Origin of the sequence: Bradyrhizobium sp. OK095 (assembly GCF_900109945.1) — a bacterium.
GTDB lineage: Bacteria > Pseudomonadota > Alphaproteobacteria > Rhizobiales > Xanthobacteraceae > Bradyrhizobium.
Genome location: NZ_FOBX01000012.1, coordinates 86462 through 107095, shown reverse-complemented (window position 1 = coordinate 107095; position 20634 = coordinate 86462). Strand labels below are relative to the sequence as shown.

The following is a 20634-nucleotide window of genomic DNA, read 5'->3' as shown; positions in this document are numbered from 1 at the left end:
CCGTATACGCCGCGCTGGGACAACAGCGGCCCGGCCAACGGGCGGTACGATGTGACGACAATCGAGGGGGAGGGCTCATGGCCGCTAGCTCGCAGGCGCCTGAGGCAAAAGGATTTCGCTGGAAGCTGATCGCGCCGCTCGTGGTGTGGCTCGCGATCTATCTGTGGCCGGTGCCAGTGGGGCTCAACGTCAATCAATGGCATTATTTTGCCGTGTTCGCGGCCGTCATCACCGGGCTCATCCTGGAATCGATGCCGGTCGGCGCGGTCGGCCTGATCGGCCTCACGGTTGCGGGTGTCGGCGGCTATATCGATCCCGATCCCGGCAAATCGCTGCGCTGGATGCTGGCGGGCTTTGCCGAGAGCACGGTCTGGCTGATCGTCGGCGCCTTCGTATTCTCGATCGGTTATCGCAAGAGCCAACTTGGCCGGCGGATCGCGCTGGTGCTGGTGAGGCGGCTCGGCACCAACACGCTCGGCCTCGGCTATGCGGTGGCGATGTCGGACTTCCTGCTGGCGCCGGCAACGCCCTCGAATACCGCACGCAGCGGCGGCATCGTCTATCCCATCATCAGCAACATTCCGCGCATCTACGGCTCCGAGCCCGGACCGACCGCCGGCAAGATCGGCACCTATGTGATGTGGACGGCCTTCGCGGCCACCGCCGTAACGAGCTCGCTGTTCTTCACGGCGCTCGCGCCCAATGCGGCGGCGCTGGCGATCGCCAAGAAGACGGTCGGCGTCGATGTGAGCTGGGGCCAATGGTTCATCGGCTTTGCGCCGCTCGGCCTTCTCCTGATGATCCTCGTGCCGCTGCTCAGCTATGCGGTGTGCCGTCCCGAGGTGAAGCGCAGCCCCGAGATCTCAGAATGGGCAGCGAAAGAGCTCGCAGAGATGGGCCCGATGTCGCGCAACGAGTGGATCATGCTGGCGCTGATCTTGCTCGCGATGTTCCTGTGGATCGCGGGCTCGAGTCCGGACATCCACGTGCCTCTTTTGGGCTCGAACTTCGTCAACGCCACCACCGTCGTCTTCATCGTGATCTCCTTGATGCTGGTCACCGGCGTGATCGAGTTCGCCGACATCGTCAGCGAGAAGAGCGCCTGGGAGGTGTTCTTCTATTTCACCTCGCTGCTGACGCTGGCCTCCGGCCTCAACGAGATCGGCTTCATCAAATGGTTTGCGACCGAATACGCCAAACCGCTCGCGGGGCTGTCGCCGTCGACCGCGATGATCCTGCTGGTCGCGCTGTTCTTCTGGATCCATTATTTCTTCTCGAGCATCACCTCGCACGCCGCGGCCGTGCTGCCGGTGGTGCTCGCGGTCGGCTCCGGCATTCCTGATCTGCCGGTCACGACACTCGCCATGCTCTGCATGTATTCGCTCGGCCTGATGGGCGTGATCTCGCCTTATGCGACGGGACCGGCGCCGATGTATTTCGGCAGCGGCTATATCGGCAAGGGCCAGTTCTGGGGATTTGGGCTGCTGTTCGGGCTGGTCTATTTCGCAGGACTGCTGCTGATCGTGCTGCCCTGGTTGCAGATGGTCCGGTGAGCCTCGCCGGAGGCTGATACCCTCGGCGAAGGAATATTCTTCTCTCGCGAGGGATTGGGGAAACTTCGTCTAATCCCTCCCAAATATCTGAAATTGCAACAAAGACCGGAAAAGACGATGGTCCGTGCTGCGGTGCAGCGCGTTCCTTTCTGAGGCGATTTGTTGCTGCCTCACCTCCAGTCGCTGATGCGACCCGGCTCTCGTTTGCCTTTTGGTGCGGGCGAGAGAATTATTGTGCATGAAGGCCATCTCAATGAACGCCCACCAATCGCTAGCCATCGGACAGCCGATCGCGCCGCCCGAAGCGATTTCACCTGCCGCGACAGATGCAGACGCCATGGTCCGCTTCGAAGCCATCGCGAAGACCTACCCGGCCTATCGCGGTAAGCCCGGCGTCAACGCGCTTGAGAACATCGACTTCGCCATTCCGCGCGGCTCCATCACCGGCGTGATCGGCCGCTCCGGCGCCGGCAAGTCGAGCCTGGTCCGCCTGATCAACGGGCTGGAGAAGCCGACCGCGGGTCGCGTCATCGTCGATCACAGGGATATCTCGGCGCTCGCCGGCCGCGAGCTGCGGCTGGCGCAGCGCTCGATAGGCATGATCTTCCAGCACTTCAACCTGCTGTCATCGCGCACCGCCGCCGACAACATCGCGCTGCCGCTCGAGATCGCCGGCTGGACCAAGGCCGACATCAAGGCTCGTGTGGCCGAGCTGCTTGCGCTGGTCGGCATCGCCGACAAGCACGACCGCTATCCGTCAGAACTATCAGGCGGCCAGAAGCAGCGCGTCGGTATCGCCCGCGCGTTGGCGACGCGGCCGAGCGTGCTGTTGTCGGACGAGGCGACCTCCGCGCTCGATCCGCAGACCACGCGCGCCATCCTCGATCTGCTTGCGAACATCAACCGCGAGCTGGGCGTGACCATCGTGCTGATCACCCACGAAATGTCCGTGGTGCGTCAGCTCGCCAAGGAAGTGGTGGTGTTAGATGCCGGCCGTGTGGTCGAGAGCGGCCACGTCGCGGACATCTTCACCCATCCCAAACATCCGATCACGCAATCCTTCCTGGCCGAAGCGATCGGCGACAGCCTACCGGTGTCGCTGGCGAGCCGGATCATGGCGGAGCCTGCTGCCGGCGGACTGGCCGTGATCCGCGTCCAGGTGCGCGGGGCAGGGGCCGGCGATACGCTGGTGGCGCGGCTCGCCCGCGAGCTCGGCCTCGACGTCTCGCTGCTATCGGCGCGCATCGACGAGATCGGCGGCCAGCACGTAGGCTCGCTGACCCTCGGTATCCCTCTCGGTATTTCCGGCGGCGAGGACGCGGTGACGCGGACGCTCGCCTGGCTCTCTCAATATCAATTCCCGGCGGAGCGTCTCGGCTATGTCGCCTGAACTCATCAACCTTATCGTCCAGGCCACCGGCGAGACCCTGTACATGGTCGGCATCGCCGCGCTGCTGGGCACCGTCTTCGGCCTGCCGCTCGGCGTCTTTCTCGCGACCAGCCGCAAGGGGGAGCTGTTCGCGGCTCCCGCTATCAATCGCGTGTTCGGAATCGTCGTCAATGCGACCCGCTCGACGCCCTTCATCATCCTGGTCGTCGCCATCATCCCGTTCACGCGCCTTGTCGCTGGCACCTCGATCGGCTCTACGGCGGCGATCGTGCCGCTGACCATCGCATCGGCGCCGTTCATCGCGCGCCTGGTTGAAGCCGCGATCCGCGAGGTCGATGGCGGCCTGATCGAGACCGCATCCTCGTTCGGGGCCTCGCCCATCCAGATCGTGCTCAAGGTGCTGATCCCCGAGGCGCTGCCGGGACTTCTACTGGCGCTGACGCTCGCGGTGGTCAGCCTGCTCGGCTACTCCGCCATGGTCGGCGCCGTCGGCGGCGGCGGCCTGGGGGATCTCGGCATCCGCTACGGCTATCAGCGCTTCATGCCGGAGATGATGCTCGCCGTCGTCGTCGTGCTGATCGCACTCGTGCAGCTCGTGCAGAGCGCCGGCGATTATCTGGCGCGCCGGGTCAACCGCCGGCTGCGGCAGCACTGACGGACGTCAGGCGGCAAGCCTCGCCCGGCGCAGCGTCTCCGAGGGCACCTCGGAGAAGTGGCGCTTGTAGTCGAGCGAGAACTGGCTGAAGTGCCAGAAGCCGTGCTGCACGGCGACGTCGTAGACCGAGGCCTCGATGCCGCGCTTCAGGTCGCGTCGGACGCGGTTCAACCGCATCGCGCGCCAATAATGCATCGGGCTTGTGCCTAAGACCTCCTGGAAGCAATAGCCGAGCTTGCGCGGGCTAGCGCCGACCGTCTTGCAGACCTCCAGCAGCGATAGCGCACGCTCCCCGCTGCCATGCATCAGATCGCGGGCGCGATCGACGGTGCGCTTGCGCGCCGCAGAGCTGCGGCCGGGATCGCTTGGCCGTGCGGTCGGCAACATGTCCATGATCTCGACGAGCAGGGCGTCTTCCAGCGCAAGCCGCGCCACTGGGGTGTCGAACCGTTCGGGGGCCGCCGTGATGGTCTCGTGGATCGCGGCAAGATGCGCGCGCAGCCGCGCGACCGGCGCCTCCGCCATCTCGATCACCCGCAACTGATGCCAGACGGCGCGTGGCAACTCGATATCGAGCCGTGCAGCCAGCTCCTCAATCAACGCAGCACTGGTGACGACGCCGCGAAACTCAAAGGCCTTCGGCGTGCACATGTCGACCTCGGCGTCGATGCACGCAATGACCTGGGCGCCCGCGACGCTGGTGCCGTTGCAATTGACCTCGCCATCGCCGTCCCAGGGCAGGCCGATGCCGAAGCTGCCGGCACCGAGCTGTCCGTACTGGCGGACTTGCTGGCTCGTGATCTCGCGGAAAACTTCGAGCCGCGGTAGCGAGAGCTGAGTGAAACTGCCCCTGAAGGCGCCGGCGCTGATCTGGTCGTAGCTCAGCCGCCAACGGCCGAGCGCGGCGCAGTGCTCGTCGACATCCGTGCTGCTCGTCTGGAGCAGGACGGCAGCCGAGTCTTGAATCGGAAGAATTGCGCTTAAGGCCATGACAGCACCTTGGAATTCATTACTCGATAGCCCGCAATAACCGCGCCAGACTGGCACGGCCACGGGCGCTGTCCAGCAAAATATTGCCGGATCTCGATAACGCCCGATGCGGCCTTCCGTGCAGTCTTCATCCCCAGCCGTTCCCGACACCGGGGTTGGGCGCGCTTCGCGGAGGATCGAGATGCGACCGACCGACATCATGCGTGGCAGTCCGCCTGCGCCCGAGGCCCAGGTGACGCGCGCCAACTGGCGCAGCTTCCCCGCGATACGCTGGGGCTTTACTCACACCCGCGAAGTGCTGCCGACTGCGGAGGTCCGCCGCTCGGCGCATCCGACGCCAATCGCGAGCGCCCCGCGTGAACTTTCAAAGCTCGGCTTCACCGCACCCGACGGCAAGCCCACCACGATCGACGCCACGCTGCGCGAGACCTTTGCCGATACGCTCCTCGTGATGCAGCGGGGCACGCTGATCCACGAATGGTACGGTGACGGCATGAGCGTGACGACGCCGCATCTGATCTGCTCGATCAGCAAGGCCGTCGCCGGCACGCTCGGCGGCGTGCTGGCCGCGCGCGGTCTGCTCGATCCCGAGGCGAGGGTGGTGCGCTGCGTGCCGGAGCTGGAGACGTCCGTCTACGGCACCTGCACCGTCCGCAACCTCCTCGACATGGCCGTCGCGATCAAGTTCGAGGAGGATTACGAGGACCCCGCCGGCGACGTCGCGCGCTATCGCTTCTCGTCAGGCTGGGACGTGCCGCCGCCGGGCGTCGAGCCCGGCCACCAGCGCGCCTATCTCACCACGTTGCGCGGAACGGGGAAGCCGCACGGCAAGGTCTTTCATTACGTCTCGCCCAACACCGAGGTGCTGGGCTGGGTTTATGAGCGCGCCTGCGGCATGCCCTACCACCGCATCCTGTCCGAATATCTGTGGCAACCGATGGGCGCCGAGGAAGACGGCTCGCTGACGCTCGACAGCCACGGCATGGGCCGCATCGCCGGCGGCCTCTCATTCACCGCGCGCGATCTGATTCGCTTCGGCGAGATGATCCGCTGCCGCGGCGTGGTCGAGGGACGGCAGGTGGTGCCGGGGTGGTGGATCGATGACATCCGCGAGAACGGCGATACCAAGGCCTGGGCCGATGGCGACCTCGCCGAGTTCTTCCCGGGCGCGCGCTACCGCAGCAAATGGTTCACGATCGATCCGTCGCGCAACGCGCTCACCGCGATCGGCATTCACGGCCAGCTGCTTCATGTCGATCTGGAATCCGATACCGTCATCCTCAAGCTCGCGACGCAGCCGAAGGCGATGGACGTGCCGATCGATCAACGCTGGTTCGCGGCCTTCCGCGCCATTGCCACGCATCTCGCCTAGCACTGACCTTTGGACATCATCATGCTCGATACCGTCAAAGCCAAATCGCAAGCTCAGGCCGCCGCGCCGCATCCGCTCGATCCCCTGACCGCCGAGGAGGTCACGGCAGCCTGCACCCTGGTGCGCGCGGCGGCGGCCTCGCCGGAACATTGCCGCTTCCCGACGGTACGACTGGAGGAGCCGACCAAGCAGGAGCTGGCCGCTGATGGAGCAGGGCGCCGCGCCTTCGCGCTGACACTGGACGTAGCGACGGGCGAGGCGATCGAGCACATCGTCGATCTCGCCCGCAATGAGATCGTCGCGCGAAAAGTTATTCCGAACCGCGAAGCGCCCTATGGCCAGCCGCCGGTGATGCTCGAAGAGTTCTTCAAGTGTGAGGCCGTGGTGAAGGCCGATCCCGGCTGGCGGGCGGCGATGGTCCGGCGCGGGCTCACGGACAAGGACATCGAGCTGGTGCAGGTCGATCCGTTTTCCTCCGGCTTCTTCGACATGGAGTTCGAGCGCGGGGCACGCATCGTGCGCGCCGTCAGCTTCTTCCGCGAGCATCTCCAGGACAACGGCTATGCCCATCCGATCGAGGGCGTGGTCGCCGTCGTCGACCTGATCGGCGGCAAGGTCATCGACCTCACCGACGCGGACCCGATCGTGCCGATCCCGCGCAAGAAGCGGAACTACGGCGCGCATGAAGTCCAAAACCCGCGCACCGACATCAAGCCGCTGCATATCGAGCAGCCCGAGGGCGCCAGCTTCAAGGTCGATGGCTGGAAGGTCGATTGGCAAAAATGGAGCTTTCGCGTCGGTTTCACGCCGCGCGAGGGCCTGGTGCTGCATCAGCTCAGCTATCAGGACGGGATGCGCAAACGCTCGCTGATCCATCGCGCCAGCGTCACCGAGATGGTGGTGCCTTACGCCGATCCGACCGCGAACCACTTTTGGAAGTCGGCGTTCGACGCCGGCGAATACGGGCTCGGCATGCTTGCCAATGCGCTCGAGCTCGGCTGCGACTGCCTCGGCAACATCCATTATTTCGACGTGCCGGCCGCCGACAACAAGGGCGTGCCCTTTGTCATGCAGAATGCCATCTGCATGCATGAAGAAGACTACGGAATTGCCTGGAAGCATTACGAATTCCGCAACGGCCTGTTCGAGGTCCGCCGTTCGCGGCGACTGGTCATCTCGTTCTTCGCGACCGTCGGCAATTACGATTATGGCTTCTACTGGTATCTCTACCAGGACGGCACCATCCAGCTTGAGACAAAGCTCACCGGCATTATCCAGACCGCCGCCGTGCAGCCGGGCGAGAAGTACAAATGGGGCGGCATGGTCGACGACAATCTGGGCGGGCCGACGCACCAGCACTTCTTCAACGTGCGCCTGCACATGGATCTCGACGGCGGCGGCAACACGGTGACGGAGCACGATTTCGTGCCGCGTCCCTGGGGCCATGATAATCCACACGGCAACGCGTTCGACACCACGACGCGCGTGCTGTCGCGCGAGCGTGACGCGGCCGCAATTGCCAACAGCGAGACCGGCCGGTTCTGGAAGATCAGCAATCCCAACGAGACCAATTCGGTCGGCAATGCGCCGGCCTACAAGCTCGTGGTCAATCCGAGCCCGCTGATGCTGGCGCAGGAGGGCAGCTACGTGCGCAGCCGTGGCGGCTTTGCCACCAGGCATGTCTGGGTCACGGCGTTCGACGCGGACGAAAAATACGCCAGCGGCGATTATCCCAACGTCCATGCCGGCGGCGACGGCCTGCCGCGCTACGCAGCCCAAAACCGCGACATCGAGAACGCCGACATCGTGCTGTGGCACTCGTTCGGCCACACCCATATCTGCAAGCCCGAGGACTTTCCGATCATGCCGGTCGAATATGCCGGCTTCATGTTGAAGCCGACCGGCTTCTTCGCGGCCAACGCCGCCGGCGACATTCCCCCGGACCGTAACAGCCGCAGCGTGCTTGCGGGCGAGGAGAAGGGCGGCGGAAGCTCGTGCTGTAAGAGCTAGGCTGTCGGCGGGTAGTAGAGAAACTCGATCATCAGGCAGCCGTCGCGGGTGAAGAACGGTCCATGCTCGACATGGGCCGGCCTCACGGCGTAGGTGCCGGCCTCGAGCTGTTGCGCTTCCTGTGACGTGGTGCCGATCGACAGCGTGCCCGAAATCAGAAACACCTCCTCGCACCATTCATGCGAGACCGGCTGGCCCACGGACGCACCGGCGGCCCAGCGCGACAGCCGCGTCACGGCGCCCGTTCGACCAATGTGGTCAAAGCGCCCGGACAGGATCTTTTCCTCAACCCCGATATAGCCGGGGACAGCCCGCCATCCGTCATCGGCCAGCGCGTTGAAAAACTCCCTGTGGTCCTTCATGAACCGGCCGAATCCGGGCTCCGCCATGCACTCATCTCCCAAAGCTGATCGAACTCCGCTCATCATAGCCGAGTGTCATTCTCATTAGTCCAGTTCAAATCCTCCAAGAACAGACGATCGCACATGAGCGCATTCGCCGCACGTGCTGCGCACAGCTCTGGAGAGGTTCTAACGCAGTTCCTCTCGCGCTCCGAAATCGCCTGCGTTAGGGCGAGGCATCAAAAACGGTACCGGCAAAGCCGGCAGTGCCGACCCGCTGGATGAGAGCCGAAGACGATGAGAGCGATATTCGGCAGGTTGCATCGCTGGGCGGGACTGCTGACGGCGGGCTTCCTGTTCTTCTCCGGCATCACCGGCGCGATCATCTCCTGGGACCATGAGCTCGACGACGTCCTCAACAGCCATCTGTTCGACGTCTCGACCAAAGGCCCGGCGATCCCCTCCATCGAGCTTGCCGGGCTGATCGAGCAGCGCGATCCCCACGCGCGCGTCGTCTACCTTTTCATGACACCGGAGGAGGGACACTCGCTGTGGTTCTTCGTGATGCCGCGGATTGATCCCGCGACCGGCAAGCGCTTCGCGATGGACTACAATCAGGTCTTCCTCGACCCCAAGACCGGCATCGAGCTTGGCCGCCGCTACTGGGGCGCAGTGTGGCCGGTGACACGCGAAAACTTCGTCTCGTTCCTCTACAAGCTGCACTACACCATGCACATCCCAGAGCTTTGGGGCAGCGATCGCTGGGGCATGCGTGTGCTCGGCGTGATCGCCATCATCTGGACCATCGATTGCTTCGTCGGATTCTATCTGACACTGCCGTCCCGGCGCGGCGCAAAGGCAGCGCATGCGCCGCAAGTGACGCGCCAGCTCGATCGCGGCTTCTGGGCGCGCTGGGCGCCGGCCTGGACCATCAAGACCTCAGGCAGCGCCTACCGGATCAATTTCGACATCCATCGCGCCTTCAGCCTGTGGACCTGGGGCGTGCTGTTTATCATCGCCTTCACGGCGTTCTCGCTGAACCTCTATTTCGAGGTGTTCTCGCCGCTGATGAAGATGGTGTCGAACTACACGCCGACGCCGTATGAGCAGCGGCCTTATCGCGATCTCGACGATCCCATCGAGCCCAGGGTGAATTTCGCCGAGATCGCCGCGCGCGCGGCGGCCGACGGCAAGGGGCGAGGGTGGAGCATTCCGGTCGGCGCGCTCAGCTACGGCCCGGCCCATGGCGTCTACGCCGCCGCCTACTTCCATCCTGGCGACGATCACGGCGCCGGCGGCGTCGGCCCGGCGCAGCTCTATTACGACAGCGAGGACGGCCGTCCGCTCGGCGAGCGGCTGCCCTGGGTCGGCACCGCCGCCGACATCTTCGTTCAGGCGCAATTTCCGCTGCATTCGGGCCGCATCGCCGGACTGTTCGGCCGCATCCTGATCTCGATCATGGGGCTGGTGGTGGCCGCGCTCTCGGTCACCGGCGTCGCGATCTGGTGGCGCAAGCGCCGCGCCCGCATCCGCGTGCGCGAGACCGCGGCGATGCGTCTGAGCCGGCAGCTGACGCCGGCGGAGTAGGGCACCCGACCTCGTGGATGAACCTTCCCGCCCGGCAAGGGCACAAAGACTGGAGATCGCTCCAGCCTTTCGGACATTGAATGAGACCGCTTGCCTTGCTCTGCCTGCTCGTATTCGCGGCGCCCGCCCACGCGGCCACGACCGAGCAGCACTATCTCGACCTGCGCGATCGCCACATCGCAAAATTCTCCAAAGCCAAGGAGAGCGACGAGACTTCCAGGCAGCACGATGCTGCGCTGAATGAGCTGACGGGTGTGCTGCGCGGCTTGGTGGGGCCGGTCACCATCAAGGGGCTGCCGGCCGAGGGGAAGTCGAACGCCGACACGCTGTTCAAGGGCGATTCCGGCTTCGGCCATCTCGACGGCCTCGGCTTCGCCTCCGAGGGCGACAAGATGCAGGCCGTGGTGACCACCACAGGGCTGCTCAAGCACTGGCTGCGCGAGCACCGCGAAGACGGCATGCCGCAGGAGACCGGCGCGGCCTTCAAATCGGACCGCTTCTACTATCAAGCGATTCAGGACTCAGCCTTCGCCAAATATGCGGAGCTGCCGGTCACCAGGCCCGCATCGGCGAGCGCCGCGGTCGCCGTGCTCGGCGTGCGCGGCAATGGCGATTTGAAAGGACCGCCGCACGAAATCGATGTGGTCGCGATCCAGGGCGACAAGGTCTTGTTCCTCGCCAGCAGCGACGCCGTGAAGACGGCCGAGATCCCGGCCTGTGAAAAAGTCTTTGAGCAGATGATGGCCAGGAAGACCCCGCAGGACTCCATGGCCAAGGAGGACCAGGCGATGGACGCCTACACAAAATGCTTCGCCAAGGAAGCGCCAAGCCAGAACTGGTTCGCGGGCGCCGTGAAGAAGGCGCAGAACCAATTGGAGCTGCTGCTGCCGCGCTAACCGAACAGGAAACGGTGCTCCGGCAGCCCCTGTGCGACGCCGTGAATGGCCAAGAGATGACCGGCCTGAGGCTCGATGCGGAGCTGTATGGGATCCAGGAACTTCCTGGCCGTCGTCACGAACAGCGTCTTGAGGTCGCTTCCCCCGAAGCACAGGCAGGTCGGATTGGTCACGGGCAGCGGAATGACCGTGTCGATCGTCCCATCCGGCCGATAGCGCACCAGGCGGCCGCCCGAGAAGAACGCCGTCCACAGCCCGCCGGCAACGTCGACACACGCGCCGTCAGGCCTTTCCCCGGAGGCGCTGTAATCCGCAAACACGCGTCTGTTGCGGATCGTGCCGTCGTCGAGGTCGAAGTCGAACATCCAGGTGCAGTGTCGCCGCGTGTCCGTGAAATAGAGCGTTCGATTGTCCGGCGAGAACGCAATCCCGTTTGTGACGATGACGTCGCCGAACAAGCGCGTCACTTCGCCGTCACCGGTCACGCGATATAGCGCGCCGTTGGGACGATGCAGCTGATTGTCCATGGTGCCGATCCAGAGACGACCGCGCGCGTCCACGCGGCCGTCGTTGAGGCGATTGTCGAGGCCGCTTTCGACCTCGCAGAATTCGGCGGGAGGAGCTTTGTCGGCAACGCGACGAGAGATCCGCAGGTCCAGCGCGAGCAGATGCGAGCCGTCTGCCGTCAGGGCCTGGCTGCCGAGGAATTGGCCATCATGGGAGACGGCGTGATGGGCGCCGGACGCGGGATCGAAGGATTGATGAAGCCTGCCGTCGATGTCGATCCACCACAGCTTTTGAGACCGGTCGCACCACAATGGCGTTTCACCGAGAATATCCGCGCTGGCGACGGCGGTCTCGACCCGGGACGCGGGGATCGAATTGGCGGTCATACCGGAATCCGGTTCCAGCCGCGTGCGCTATCGCCGAAGGCCTGATAGCCGGTCGGGGTCACGGCGATCGTATCTTCGAGCTTGATAAAGCCACGTCGCGGGTGAGGCAGCGTGGTTTCGATCGAGATGACCATGCCGGCCTCCAGAGGCACATTGGCGTCGTCGGCGGGATAGGGAATGGGCCCGCTCGCGGTCAGGCGCGGCGCTTCGTGGCTGACGATGCCCATGCCGTGGGCGACGAAATGCATCTGCTTGCCATGAGGAGAGCGCACGAGCGCCTCGGTTGTGGCGGCGTAGATCGCGCTGCCGGTGAGACCGGCACGGATCGGAGCCCGGGCCGCCTGCTGGATCAGGTCGATTTCCCCGAGCAGATCGACGAGTTCTCCGTCCGGCGCCCCGTGCACGGCCATCCGGCAGAGATCGCCGATGTAGCCTTTGTAATTCCCGCCCGAGTCCAGCGAGACGATATCGCCGGGCTCAAGACGTTGCCCGGAGGGAGCCCGGTTGAGACTCGTCCCCATCGTCACCAGGGCGTATTCGAAGATCATGTCGCGGGACAGCTCGGCTTGTCGCAGATATTCGATGATCTCGCGCTTGCTTTGACCGGGGCGCGCCTGGTTGACCGCGTCCATCATGGATGCGACCACGCGCTCGGAGGCCTCGCGAAGAATCTCCAGCTCGGCCGCGGTCTTGATCGATCGCAGTTTCTCGAGCGGGCGCATCGCCTCGACGAGCTGGCAATCGGCCAGCTCCTTGCGCAGCACGTCCGCCGCGTCAGCGGGCAAGAACGACATCTCGACGCCGACACGAAGCGCAGGCGTCGCGATGGCCTTCACATGTTTGACGGCGAGGGTCATCGCCTCGACCGAGGTTGACGATCCGAACACGACCTGCGGCATCCAGTATCCGGCGTCCGTCCTGTTCTGGACGCTGTCCCGCTCGTTCCGGTTGGCGATATAGGCCGATTTGTCCGACGCGCCCTTCACGTAGACGAAGATGGGCAGATAGCGGCTGATGCCGATCGCTTCCATGTAATCGAACTGGAAGTGATGGTAGCCGCCGAGCAGGTACTGAATGTTGTGCTTCGAGGTGACGATCAGGACGTCGATGCCTGAAGCATCGAGCAGGCCGTCGAGCCTCGTCGTGGCGAATGGAATTCTGGAGTCCATTGATCGTTCTTTTTCGCTGACGATTTGATCTTGCTGGTAGGCGAGGGCGGTCAGCTGTCCTTCCAGGAGGACAGGGCATGCGCGACGCAGCCATTGATGTGGTCGGTGAGAACGGCCCGGGCGCCCTTGATGTCGCGCTTCAGGGCGCACTCCAGCAACGCCTTGTGCTGGTTGATCGTCTCCGTGCCCCGATAGCGCAGCGCATAGCGGAAGTATTTGTCGAACACGACCGAATGGGTATGCATCAGCTCGCGCGATCCGCAGCCCGAGATCAGCGCCTGGTGGAATTCGCCGTCGTAGCGCTTGCGCAGTTCGGGATCGTCGCCCTCTTTGAGGACGGTGCGCTCGGTGGCCGCCAGCTTGTGATGAGCGGAGACCACGCGTCCCTCCCACTCGACATCGCCGGCGCGAAACGACTCGGCCATCGCGTGATGCTCCAGCAGAATGCGCAGATCGGCGAGCTCACGCAGGTTCTGGATCGAGATCGGCGCCACCTCGAAGCCACGCTGGCCTTCGGCGACCACGAAACCTTCGGAGGTCAGGCGATTGAGGATCTCGCGCAGCGTCGAGATGCTGACGCCGTAATCTTCCTTCATGGCATCGAGCTTGAGCCGTCCGGAGGGCGTGAGCACGCCGAAGATGATGTCGGACCGGATGCGCTGATAGCCGCTGTCGCCCGCCGACAGGGGCCGTTCCTCAAGTGCCGTCATGCCTTCTGATCCCGCTTGTCCGGATCGCGCGCCCTCTGGCGGCAACCGAACCATCAATGTTGCCAGCAATATAGCAGAACGTCATCATCAGACGTCTACAGAAATCTCATATGAAATTGATATTGTCCTTTGACATTGAAATATATGTATGATGTGTAAATAAGCTGAGGGTACGAGAAACAAGCGCTTAAGCCGCCGTTCGTGCCCTAGGGAAAAGGGAGGACACGATGAGCTTGTTGGTACGGGCGCTGTCTGCGACGGCGATCTGCGTGGCGCTGACGGTCGGCGCATCCGCCGCCGATGACATCCAGGAGCGGACGATCAGGTGGGGCCACCTGAACAACACCGATCACCCCGTCAGCTTCGGCGTGCAGAAGTTTGCCGAGATCCTGCTGGCGAAGAGCGGGGGCAAGATGAAGGTCCGCGAGTTCGCGGCCTCGCAGCTCGGCAACGAATTGCAGCAGCAATCCGCGCTACGCGGTGGCACGCAGGAGATGCTGTCGGCCTCGACGACCTCGCTCGCAACGGTCGTTCCGGAGTTCGGCCTGATCGACTTCCCGTTCCTCTTCAACACGACCGAGCAGGCCGACGCGCTTGCGACCGGCAAATTCGGCACGGCGATGATCGATACGCTGCCGTCGAAGGGGCTAATCGGTCTCGGCTATTGGGGCCTCGGCTTCCGCAATGTCACCAACAGCACCCGCCCGATCACCAAGCTCGAGGATTTCAGCGGCCTCAAGCTTCGCGTGATTCCGAACCCGGTCTATCTCGAAAGCTTCAGTGCCTTTAAGGCCAATCCAGTCCCGATGGCTTTCGGCGAGCTGTATTCGGCGCTGGAGACCCGCACCGTGGACGGCCAGGAGAATCCCTACACGGTCATTCTCTCCAACAAATTCTACGAAGTGCAGAAATATGTCTCCGCCACCAACCACACCTTCACCCTGAACATCATTCTGGTGAGCAAGATGTTCTGGGACAAGCTGTCGCCGACCGAGCAGAAGCTGATGCGCGAGGCTTATGAAGAGAGCCGCCCCTATCAGAAAGAGCAGACGCGTCTTCAGACTGAAAAGGCCCTGGCGGAATTGCAGGCCAAGGGCATGAAGTACAACGCGATCGCTCCCGAAGAGACCGAGCGCATGCGCAAGGCGGCGCAGCCGGTCGCGGACAAGATTTCAGCCAGTCTTCGTCCCGAGACCGTGAAGCTCTTCAACGACGAAGTCGAGCGCATCCGCAAGGACGTGAAGTAACCGACTTCCTCATCACGCAGGCGGCGGAGCCGGCCATTGGCCGGCTCGTCCTCCTCATTCGCCCGGACGTCACGCATGGCGCGAGCTCTCGACCTCTATTGCACGTTCCTGAAAGCCGTCATCGCCGCGTGTCTCGCGGTCATGGTGGTCCTGGTCTTCGGCAATGTGGTTCTTCGTTACGGCTTCAACTCCGGCATCACGATTTCCGAGGAGATGTCGCGCTGGCTGCTGGTCTGGCTGACCTTCCTCGGCGCCATCGTCGCGCTGCGCGAGCACGCCCATCTCGGCGTCGATAGCCTGGTCCGGATGCTCCCGGCCTACGGCAAGCGCATCTGCTTTGTCATCAACTATTGCCTGATGCTGTTTGCCGACTGGCTGCTGCTCTCCGGCAGCTGGCGCCAGACCATCATCAACATCGACGATCGCGCGCCGGCAACCGGTCTGTCGCTCGGCATCTTTTACGCGGTCGGCGTGGTCTTCGGCGTGTCGGCCGGGGTGATCCTTCTCCACGACCTCTTCCGCGTGCTCACCGGGCAGGCCGGCGAAGCCGAGATGGTGGCCGTCAAGGAATCGGAAGACCACTGATGTCGCAGCACCAAATCTTAGCCATTGGCCCTCACATCCTGCAATCGACCAGGATCATGCCATGACGATCGCCGTCTTCACTTTCTCGCTGCTCGGCGCCATGGCGCTGGGCATGCCGATCGCCTTCGCACTGATCGTCTGCGGCGTCGCGCTGATGGTGACGATCGACATGTTCGACGCCCAGATCGTGGCACAGAACATCATCAACGGCGCGGACAGCTTCCCGCTGATGGCCATTCCGTTCTTCATGCTCGCCGGCGAGATCATGAACAAGGGCGGCCTCGCCAAGCGCATCGTCAATGTCGCCCTCGTTGCGGTCGGGCATTTCCGCGGCGGACTTGGTTACGTCACGATCCTGGCATCCTGCATTCTCGCCTCGCTGTCGGGCTCGGCCGCAGCCGACGCCGCGGCGCTTGCAGCTCTGCTGGTGCCGATGATGGTGGCGGCAGGGCACAAGAAATCCTATGCGGCGGGTCTTGTGGCCGCGGGTGGCATCATCGCCCCCGTGATTCCGCCCAGCATCGGGTTCGTCATCTTCGGCGTCGCTGCCGGCGTCTCGATCTCAAAGCTGTTTCTGGCAGGTATCGTGCCCGGGCTTTTGCTCGGGGCGGGCCTGTGCCTGGCCTGGGCATGGGTGGTTCGCCAAGAGAACCTGACGCCGCCGCCGCGAGCCTCACTGTCCGAGATCGTGAAAGCCGTCGTTGATGGGTTCTGGGCGCTGATGCTGCCCGTCATCATCGTAGTGGGCCTGCGTTTCGGCATCTTCACGCCGACGGAAGCCGCGGTGGTCGTCGCCGTCTATTCGCTGTTCGTGGCGACCTGCATCTATCGCGAACTGAAGCTGTCGCAGCTCTATGACGTCTTCGTCTCCTCCGCAGTGACGACGAGCATCGTGATGTTCCTGGTGGCGGCAGCGCTGGTGTCGTCCTGGCTGATCACGGTGTCCGAGATTTCCGCGCAGGTCGTGACTCTCCTGAAGCCGTTCATGGGCAACAACACGCTGCTGATGCTCGCGATCATGGTCGTGGTGGTGATCGTGGGCACCGCACTCGACATGACGCCGACGATCCTGATCCTGACGCCGATCCTGATGCCGATCGTCAAGGCTGCGGGCATCGACCCCGTCTATTTCGGAGTCCTGTTCATCATCAACAACGCCATCGGCCTGATCACGCCGCCGGTCGGGATCGTGTTAAACGTCGTCTGTGGTGTCTCCAGGATCAGCATGGAGGAGATCATCAAGGGCGTCTGGCCCTTCATGATCGCGCAATTGGTGGTCCTGCTGGCGATGGTCCTGTTCCCGGGGCTGGTGACGATCCCGGCGAAGTGGTTCGGCGGCTAGTTGCATCGGACACAACAGAAGAAAGGACCAAAATGGCCGCAAAGATCATGATCCTGAACGGACCCAATCTGAATTTCCTCGGCATCCGGGAGCCGCACATCTACGGCCGGACGACGCTGAAGGAGATCGAGGCGAGCTGCCAGGCGCTCGCCGACCAGCTTGGCGTCTCGATCTCGTTCCACCAGTCCAACATGGAGGGCGAGCTTGTCGGCCTGATCCAGTCCGCGCATGGCAATTCGGATGCCATCATCATCAACCCGGCGGGCTATTCCTTCACGTCGATCGCGCTGATCGACGCGCTGAAGATTTTCGAGGGGATCAAGATCGAGCTGCATATCTCGAACATCCACGCGCGCGACGAGCTGCATCGCCATTCGATCACGTCGGGTGCCTGCACGTCGGTGATTTGCGGTTTGGGCCCTTACGGCTATCTCGCTGCAATGCTGGCGGCCGTCCAGAAGCTCGGACAATTGCCTGACACGATCCTGCCGGCTCTCCATGGGCTCAAGACGTAAGTTTAAGGAGAACGGGATGCGCGGCGCGGGATTTTTGGCGATCTGGAGCGACGTCGAGGCACACGATCTGACCGATTACCGGCACTGGCTGACGCGCGAGCACACCACCGAGCGCGTGACGACCAGGGGTTTCCTGGCAACGCGTGTGTTCCGCGCGGCAAGGGACGACATCAACCGCTTCTTCATCCTGTACGAGCTCGAGACGCCCGAGGTCCTCGACGGCGAGGCCTACATGGCGCGCCTCAACGCGCCGACGCCGTGGTCGCAGCGCATCATGCCGAAGCTCGGCAATTTCATGCGGGGCGGGGGCGTCATGCTCGCGCGGGCAGGGCGGGGCGAGGGGGCCACGGTCATGGCGCTGCGGATCGAGACATTGCCCGCAGACCCCGAGAAACTGGCCCAGGCGCTTGTTGCGTGCGACGGCGTTGCCGCCGTGCAGATCGGCGCGACCGACGCGGCGCGGACATCGGTGCCGACGGCCGAGAAGGGCATGCGGAAAGACGAGGGCTTTTTCGCAGGGCTGCTGTTGATCGAGGCACTCGACACCGCTTCGCTGCAAGCCGCCTTGCAGCAGGCGCGTGCGATTGCGCCCGAAATCCTGGACCGCGCGAGCGAGCCGGAAGTCTATCAGGGCATGTTTGCGCTCGATGCCCGCATCGCGGATTTTGGCTGATGGCGACATTCTCGCTCGCAGCGCTGACAGTGCTCGATCTCGCGCCGCCCGCGATGATCGAACTGGCGGCGCGCTGCGGCTATGAGAAGGTCGGGCTCAGGTTGCTGCCGGCAACGCCTGGCGGAATTGCATATCGCCTGATGGACGATGCGACGCTCCTGCGCGAGACGCTGCGGCGGTTACAGGCAACCGGCGTGACGGTGGCCGATCTCGAGGTCGTTGCGTTCAGGCCGGAGACGGACGTCGCTTCGTTCACGCCATTCTTCGAGACCGGCGCACGCCTCGGCGCCAGGCATATTCTTGTCGCGGCTTACGATGCCGATCTGGCGCGGTTCTCCGACCGCTACCGGCAGTTCTGCGAAACGGCCGCGACCTATGGCCTGACGTCCGATCTCGAATTCATGCCCTGGACAAACGTTCCGGACCTGAAAACCGCGATGCGGATCGTTGGCGAGGTCGACCATCCCGCAGCCGGCATTCTGGTCGATGCGCTGCATTTCGATCGATCGCAAAGCGCGCTTGCGGATCTCCGCACCATCCCGGTCGAGCGGCTTCACTATTGGCAGCTCTGCGACGGTCCGGCCGAACGCCCGGCGCCGACGGAGCAGTTGATCCATGCCGCGCGCGAGGAACGGATGTTTCCGGGCGAGGGCGGCATCGATCTCGTCGGCCTGACCAAGGCGATGCCGGACAGCCTGACCGTCAGCATCGAGGTTCCGACCGTTCAGCTGGCCAAAACCGTCGATGCCGAAACGCGGGCGCGTCGGGCACTCGCGGCGGGCAGGGCCGTGGTCGAGAAGGCGCGCGCGGCTTCGTAACAGAGAAGGGTGGCTCGGGATGCCGCAAGCCGATCGCGAAGTCGATCGCCCCTGGGACGTCGAAACCGATCTCCTGGTCGTTGGCGCAGGCGCGGCCGGCATGACGGCAGCGTTGGTCGGCGCCCTCGAAGGGCTCAATGTCGTCCTGTGCGAAAAGTCGGACATGGTGGGCGGCACGACCGCGACCTCCGCCGGCACCGTCTGGATCCCTGGCAACCGGCAAGGGCAGCGCGTCGGAACGCCCGATACGGTCGAGGCCGCGCGCACCTATCTCGCCGCGATGCTCGGCGAGCACGCGACCGACCAACGCGTGGAGATGTTCCTTAGGGCGGGCCCGATCGTTCTCGACTATCTCGAGCAGAAAACGAGCGTCCGTTTCGCGGCGCCCGCGGTCCACCCCGACTACAAAAACCTTCCGGGCGCCGCGATCGGCGGCCGCGCGCTCGGAGCCGTTCCGTTCGACGGCCGCAAGCTCGGCGACGATTTCGTCCGGGTCAGGCCGCCACGCCGCGAATTCATGGTTCTCGGCGGCATGATGGTCGGGAAGGCGGACATTCCGGCGCTGCTGGCTCCCTTCCGCAACTGGACCAATTTTCGGCACGCCGTGGGACTTCTCGCCCGGCATGCGCTGGATCGCATCAGTCACAGGCGCGGGACGCGCCTGATCATGGGCAATGCGCTGGTCGCAAGACTGCTCGACAGCGTCCGCCGCGCCGACGTCGGCTTGCGATTTGAGACCGGACTTCGTGAGATCATTTGCGAAGGCGACGACATCGTCGGTGCCGTCCTCACGTCTCCGGCCGGAGAGGTGAGGATACGCGCCCGCAAGGGCGTCGTGCTGGCAACCGGCGGCATCGGCTGGAGCCGCGACCTTCGCGAACGGCTGTTTCCGGAGGTCGCGCGGCGCTATTCGCTCACGCCATCATCCAACACGGGAGACGGCATTTTGGCGGCCGAGCGCGTCAGCGCGGTCGTCGAGCACGATCTCGATAGTCCAGCCTTGTGGATGCCGAGCTCGGTGATGACGCAAGCGGACGGCCATCTCTCGGTGTTCCCGCACATCATGCTCGATCGCGCCAAGCCGGGATTGCTTGCCGTCAACACATCGGGCCGCCGTTTCGTGAATGAAGCCGATTCCTATCATGACTTCGTCGCGGCGATGCTGCGTTCGAATGCGTCAGCGTCGTCGACTGCGACGGCCTTCCTGATCTGCGACCGGGCCTTCATCGGGGATTTTGGCATCGGGATGGTTCATCCCGGGAGCAAGGACCTGACCCGGTTCCTGCAGGCCAACTATTTGACCGAGGGCGAAACGATTGCAGCGCTCGCGCAAAAAATCGGTGTCGACCGCGACCAGCTTGTCCAGACCGTCGAGCGGTACAATCGTTATGCCGAAACCGGGATCGACGACGATTTCGGCCGCGGCGCGAGCGAATTGAACCGGTTCAATGGCGATCCCAACAGCAAACCGAACCCTTGTTTGCGGCGGATCGGCCCGGGTCCGTATTACGCCGTCGCCGTATGGCCGTCGGATCTCGCCAGCAGCGCCGGCTTGCGCACGGATTCGAGCGCCCGTGTCCTGTCTGGTGATGGCAGGATCCTGTCCGGACTGTACGCAGTCGGAGCCGATTCAGCCTCGATCTTCCGCGGCACTTATCCAGGGCCAGGCACGATGATCGGCCCGGCCATGGTTTTCGGATGGTGTGCTGCGATGGATGCTGCAGGGGCCCTGCGCAGGTTTCCAGAACTGCTGACGCCGCGCTAGAGCGCACAGCCGGCCGACATTCCGGACATGCCGTTTAGTTTTCAAATCATTCCGATACGGCATTGGTGCTTGCGACCTGACTGGTCCAATCTGGACAGCAAACCAAGAACGGGCGCATGGGAG

The 20634-nt window shown here is 63.9% G+C and carries 19 protein-coding genes; 14 read left to right on the top strand and 5 right to left on the bottom strand.

All coding sequences use genetic code 11. The features are described 5' to 3' along the window. Window positions 1-77 precede the first annotated feature (77 nt). The 3 genes from BMW89_RS28210 (at window position 78) to BMW89_RS28195 (ending at window position 3598) form a co-directional block, all read left to right on the top strand. Complete coding sequence (locus tag BMW89_RS28210) at window positions 78-1553, top strand: DASS family sodium-coupled anion symporter (RefSeq protein WP_092031257.1); 1476 nt, start codon at window positions 78-80, stop codon at window positions 1551-1553. A 238-nt stretch (window positions 1554-1791) separates the two neighbouring features. After that, window positions 1792-2943 (top strand): methionine ABC transporter ATP-binding protein, encoded by a 1152-nt coding sequence (locus BMW89_RS28200; protein ID WP_177196370.1) that lies wholly within the window; start codon window positions 1792-1794, stop codon window positions 2941-2943. Then, window positions 2933-3598, top strand: coding sequence for a methionine ABC transporter permease (locus tag BMW89_RS28195; protein ID WP_092031248.1), 666 nt, complete (start codon window positions 2933-2935; stop codon window positions 3596-3598). Before BMW89_RS28200 ends, BMW89_RS28195 begins: the two co-directional genes overlap by 11 nt. A 6-nt stretch (window positions 3599-3604) precedes the next feature. On the opposite strand, the gene BMW89_RS28190 is transcribed toward BMW89_RS28195, so the two are convergent. Continuing rightward, the gene (locus BMW89_RS28190) at window positions 3605-4588 is read right to left on the bottom strand and encodes a helix-turn-helix domain-containing protein (protein ID WP_092031245.1); all 984 of its coding nucleotides are present in this window, start codon (window positions 4586-4588) and stop codon (window positions 3605-3607) included. Between the two features lie 181 nt (window positions 4589-4769). Here BMW89_RS28190 and BMW89_RS28185 point away from each other — a divergent pair, with 181 nt between their 5' ends. Next, entirely contained in the window at window positions 4770-5960 is a 1191-nt protein-coding gene (locus BMW89_RS28185; RefSeq protein ID WP_092031242.1) for a serine hydrolase domain-containing protein, read from the top strand. A gap of 21 nt (window positions 5961-5981) precedes the next feature. Next, on the top strand, window positions 5982-7970 hold the full coding sequence (locus tag BMW89_RS28180; protein ID WP_092031683.1) for a primary-amine oxidase: 1989 nt from the start codon (window positions 5982-5984) through the stop codon (window positions 7968-7970). Here BMW89_RS28180 and BMW89_RS28175 read toward each other — a convergent pair. Next, window positions 7967-8359 (bottom strand): cupin domain-containing protein, encoded by a 393-nt coding sequence (locus tag BMW89_RS28175; RefSeq protein ID WP_177196369.1) that lies wholly within the window; start codon window positions 8357-8359, stop codon window positions 7967-7969. The two genes, BMW89_RS28180 and BMW89_RS28175, sit on opposite strands and share 4 nt — an antisense overlap. Window positions 8360-8608: 249 nt before the next feature. Here BMW89_RS28175 and fsrB point away from each other — a divergent pair, with 249 nt between their 5' ends. After that, complete coding sequence (gene fsrB, locus BMW89_RS28170; protein ID WP_092031237.1) at window positions 8609-9898, top strand: siderophore utilization protein FsrB; 1290 nt, start codon at window positions 8609-8611, stop codon at window positions 9896-9898. Window positions 9899-9978: 80 nt separating this feature from the next. After that, complete coding sequence (locus BMW89_RS28165) at window positions 9979-10794, top strand: hypothetical protein (RefSeq protein ID WP_092031234.1); 816 nt, start codon at window positions 9979-9981, stop codon at window positions 10792-10794. On the opposite strand, the gene BMW89_RS28160 is transcribed toward BMW89_RS28165, so the two are convergent. The 3 genes from BMW89_RS28160 to BMW89_RS28150 are packed head-to-tail and all read right to left on the bottom strand — an operon-like array spanning window position 10791 to window position 13566. After that, entirely contained in the window at window positions 10791-11687 is an 897-nt protein-coding gene (locus BMW89_RS28160) for an SMP-30/gluconolactonase/LRE family protein (RefSeq protein ID WP_092031232.1), read from the bottom strand. The two genes, BMW89_RS28165 and BMW89_RS28160, sit on opposite strands and share 4 nt — an antisense overlap. Next, window positions 11684-12856 carry a M24 family metallopeptidase gene (locus BMW89_RS28155; protein ID WP_092031229.1) on the bottom strand — a complete coding sequence of 391 codons (1173 nt, stop codon included), beginning with the start codon at window positions 12854-12856 and terminating at the stop codon, window positions 11684-11686. The genes BMW89_RS28160 and BMW89_RS28155 overlap by 4 nt, the downstream gene beginning before the upstream one ends. A 50-nt stretch (window positions 12857-12906) precedes the next feature. Next, window positions 12907-13566 (bottom strand): GntR family transcriptional regulator, encoded by a 660-nt coding sequence (locus tag BMW89_RS28150; protein WP_092031226.1) that lies wholly within the window; start codon window positions 13564-13566, stop codon window positions 12907-12909. A 227-nt stretch (window positions 13567-13793) separates the two neighbouring features. On the opposite strand from BMW89_RS28150, the gene BMW89_RS28145 reads away from it, so the two are divergent. From BMW89_RS28145 to BMW89_RS28115, 7 genes are all read left to right on the top strand, one after another. Beyond that, the gene (locus BMW89_RS28145) at window positions 13794-14813 is read left to right on the top strand and encodes a TRAP transporter substrate-binding protein (RefSeq protein ID WP_092031223.1); all 1020 of its coding nucleotides are present in this window, start codon (window positions 13794-13796) and stop codon (window positions 14811-14813) included. Between the two features lie 75 nt (window positions 14814-14888). After that, the gene (locus BMW89_RS28140) at window positions 14889-15398 is read left to right on the top strand and encodes a TRAP transporter small permease (protein WP_092031220.1); all 510 of its coding nucleotides are present in this window, start codon (window positions 14889-14891) and stop codon (window positions 15396-15398) included. A 61-nt stretch (window positions 15399-15459) separates the two neighbouring features. Then, window positions 15460-16740, top strand: coding sequence for a TRAP transporter large permease (locus BMW89_RS28135; protein ID WP_092031218.1), 1281 nt, complete (start codon window positions 15460-15462; stop codon window positions 16738-16740). Window positions 16741-16772: 32 nt separating this feature from the next. Next, window positions 16773-17255: a type II 3-dehydroquinate dehydratase gene (locus BMW89_RS28130; protein ID WP_092031215.1), complete on the top strand. Its 483-nt coding sequence runs from the start codon at window positions 16773-16775 to the stop codon at window positions 17253-17255. Window positions 17256-17271: 16 nt separating this feature from the next. Continuing rightward, on the top strand, window positions 17272-17928 hold the full coding sequence (locus tag BMW89_RS28125) for a hypothetical protein (protein WP_092031213.1): 657 nt from the start codon (window positions 17272-17274) through the stop codon (window positions 17926-17928). Further along, the gene (locus BMW89_RS28120) at window positions 17928-18746 is read left to right on the top strand and encodes a sugar phosphate isomerase/epimerase family protein (protein ID WP_092031211.1); all 819 of its coding nucleotides are present in this window, start codon (window positions 17928-17930) and stop codon (window positions 18744-18746) included. The genes BMW89_RS28125 and BMW89_RS28120 overlap by 1 nt, the downstream gene beginning before the upstream one ends. 19 nt (window positions 18747-18765) lie before the next feature. After that, a complete protein-coding gene (locus BMW89_RS28115; protein ID WP_092031208.1) occupies window positions 18766-20511 on the top strand; it encodes an FAD-dependent oxidoreductase in 1746 nt (581 codons plus the stop codon). Window positions 20512-20634 lie beyond the last annotated feature (123 nt).

Excerpts from the sequence above, each read along its gene's own strand:
- BMW89_RS28210 (WP_092031257.1), top strand. The coding sequence starts at position 78 with ATGGCCGCTAGCTCGCAGGCGCCTGAGGCAAAAGGATTTCGCTGGAAG.
- BMW89_RS28200 (WP_177196370.1), top strand. The coding sequence starts at position 1,792 with ATGAAGGCCATCTCAATGAACGCCCACCAATCGCTAGCCATCGGACAG.
- BMW89_RS28195 (WP_092031248.1), top strand. The coding sequence starts at position 2,933 with ATGTCGCCTGAACTCATCAACCTTATCGTCCAGGCCACCGGCGAGACC.
- BMW89_RS28190 (WP_092031245.1), bottom strand. The coding sequence starts at position 4,588 with ATGGCCTTAAGCGCAATTCTTCCGATTCAAGACTCGGCTGCCGTCCTG.
- BMW89_RS28185 (WP_092031242.1), top strand. The coding sequence starts at position 4,770 with ATGCGACCGACCGACATCATGCGTGGCAGTCCGCCTGCGCCCGAGGCC.
- BMW89_RS28180 (WP_092031683.1), top strand. The coding sequence starts at position 5,982 with ATGCTCGATACCGTCAAAGCCAAATCGCAAGCTCAGGCCGCCGCGCCG.
- BMW89_RS28175 (WP_177196369.1), bottom strand. The coding sequence starts at position 8,359 with ATGGCGGAGCCCGGATTCGGCCGGTTCATGAAGGACCACAGGGAGTTT.
- fsrB (WP_092031237.1), top strand. The coding sequence starts at position 8,609 with ATGAGAGCGATATTCGGCAGGTTGCATCGCTGGGCGGGACTGCTGACG.
- BMW89_RS28165 (WP_092031234.1), top strand. The coding sequence starts at position 9,979 with ATGAGACCGCTTGCCTTGCTCTGCCTGCTCGTATTCGCGGCGCCCGCC.
- BMW89_RS28160 (WP_092031232.1), bottom strand. The coding sequence starts at position 11,687 with ATGACCGCCAATTCGATCCCCGCGTCCCGGGTCGAGACCGCCGTCGCC.
- BMW89_RS28155 (WP_092031229.1), bottom strand. The coding sequence starts at position 12,856 with ATGGACTCCAGAATTCCATTCGCCACGACGAGGCTCGACGGCCTGCTC.
- BMW89_RS28150 (WP_092031226.1), bottom strand. The coding sequence starts at position 13,566 with ATGACGGCACTTGAGGAACGGCCCCTGTCGGCGGGCGACAGCGGCTAT.
- BMW89_RS28145 (WP_092031223.1), top strand. The coding sequence starts at position 13,794 with ATGAGCTTGTTGGTACGGGCGCTGTCTGCGACGGCGATCTGCGTGGCG.
- BMW89_RS28140 (WP_092031220.1), top strand. The coding sequence starts at position 14,889 with ATGGCGCGAGCTCTCGACCTCTATTGCACGTTCCTGAAAGCCGTCATC.
- BMW89_RS28135 (WP_092031218.1), top strand. The coding sequence starts at position 15,460 with ATGACGATCGCCGTCTTCACTTTCTCGCTGCTCGGCGCCATGGCGCTG.
- BMW89_RS28130 (WP_092031215.1), top strand. The coding sequence starts at position 16,773 with ATGGCCGCAAAGATCATGATCCTGAACGGACCCAATCTGAATTTCCTC.
- BMW89_RS28125 (WP_092031213.1), top strand. The coding sequence starts at position 17,272 with ATGCGCGGCGCGGGATTTTTGGCGATCTGGAGCGACGTCGAGGCACAC.
- BMW89_RS28120 (WP_092031211.1), top strand. The coding sequence starts at position 17,928 with ATGGCGACATTCTCGCTCGCAGCGCTGACAGTGCTCGATCTCGCGCCG.
- BMW89_RS28115 (WP_092031208.1), top strand. The coding sequence starts at position 18,766 with ATGCCGCAAGCCGATCGCGAAGTCGATCGCCCCTGGGACGTCGAAACC.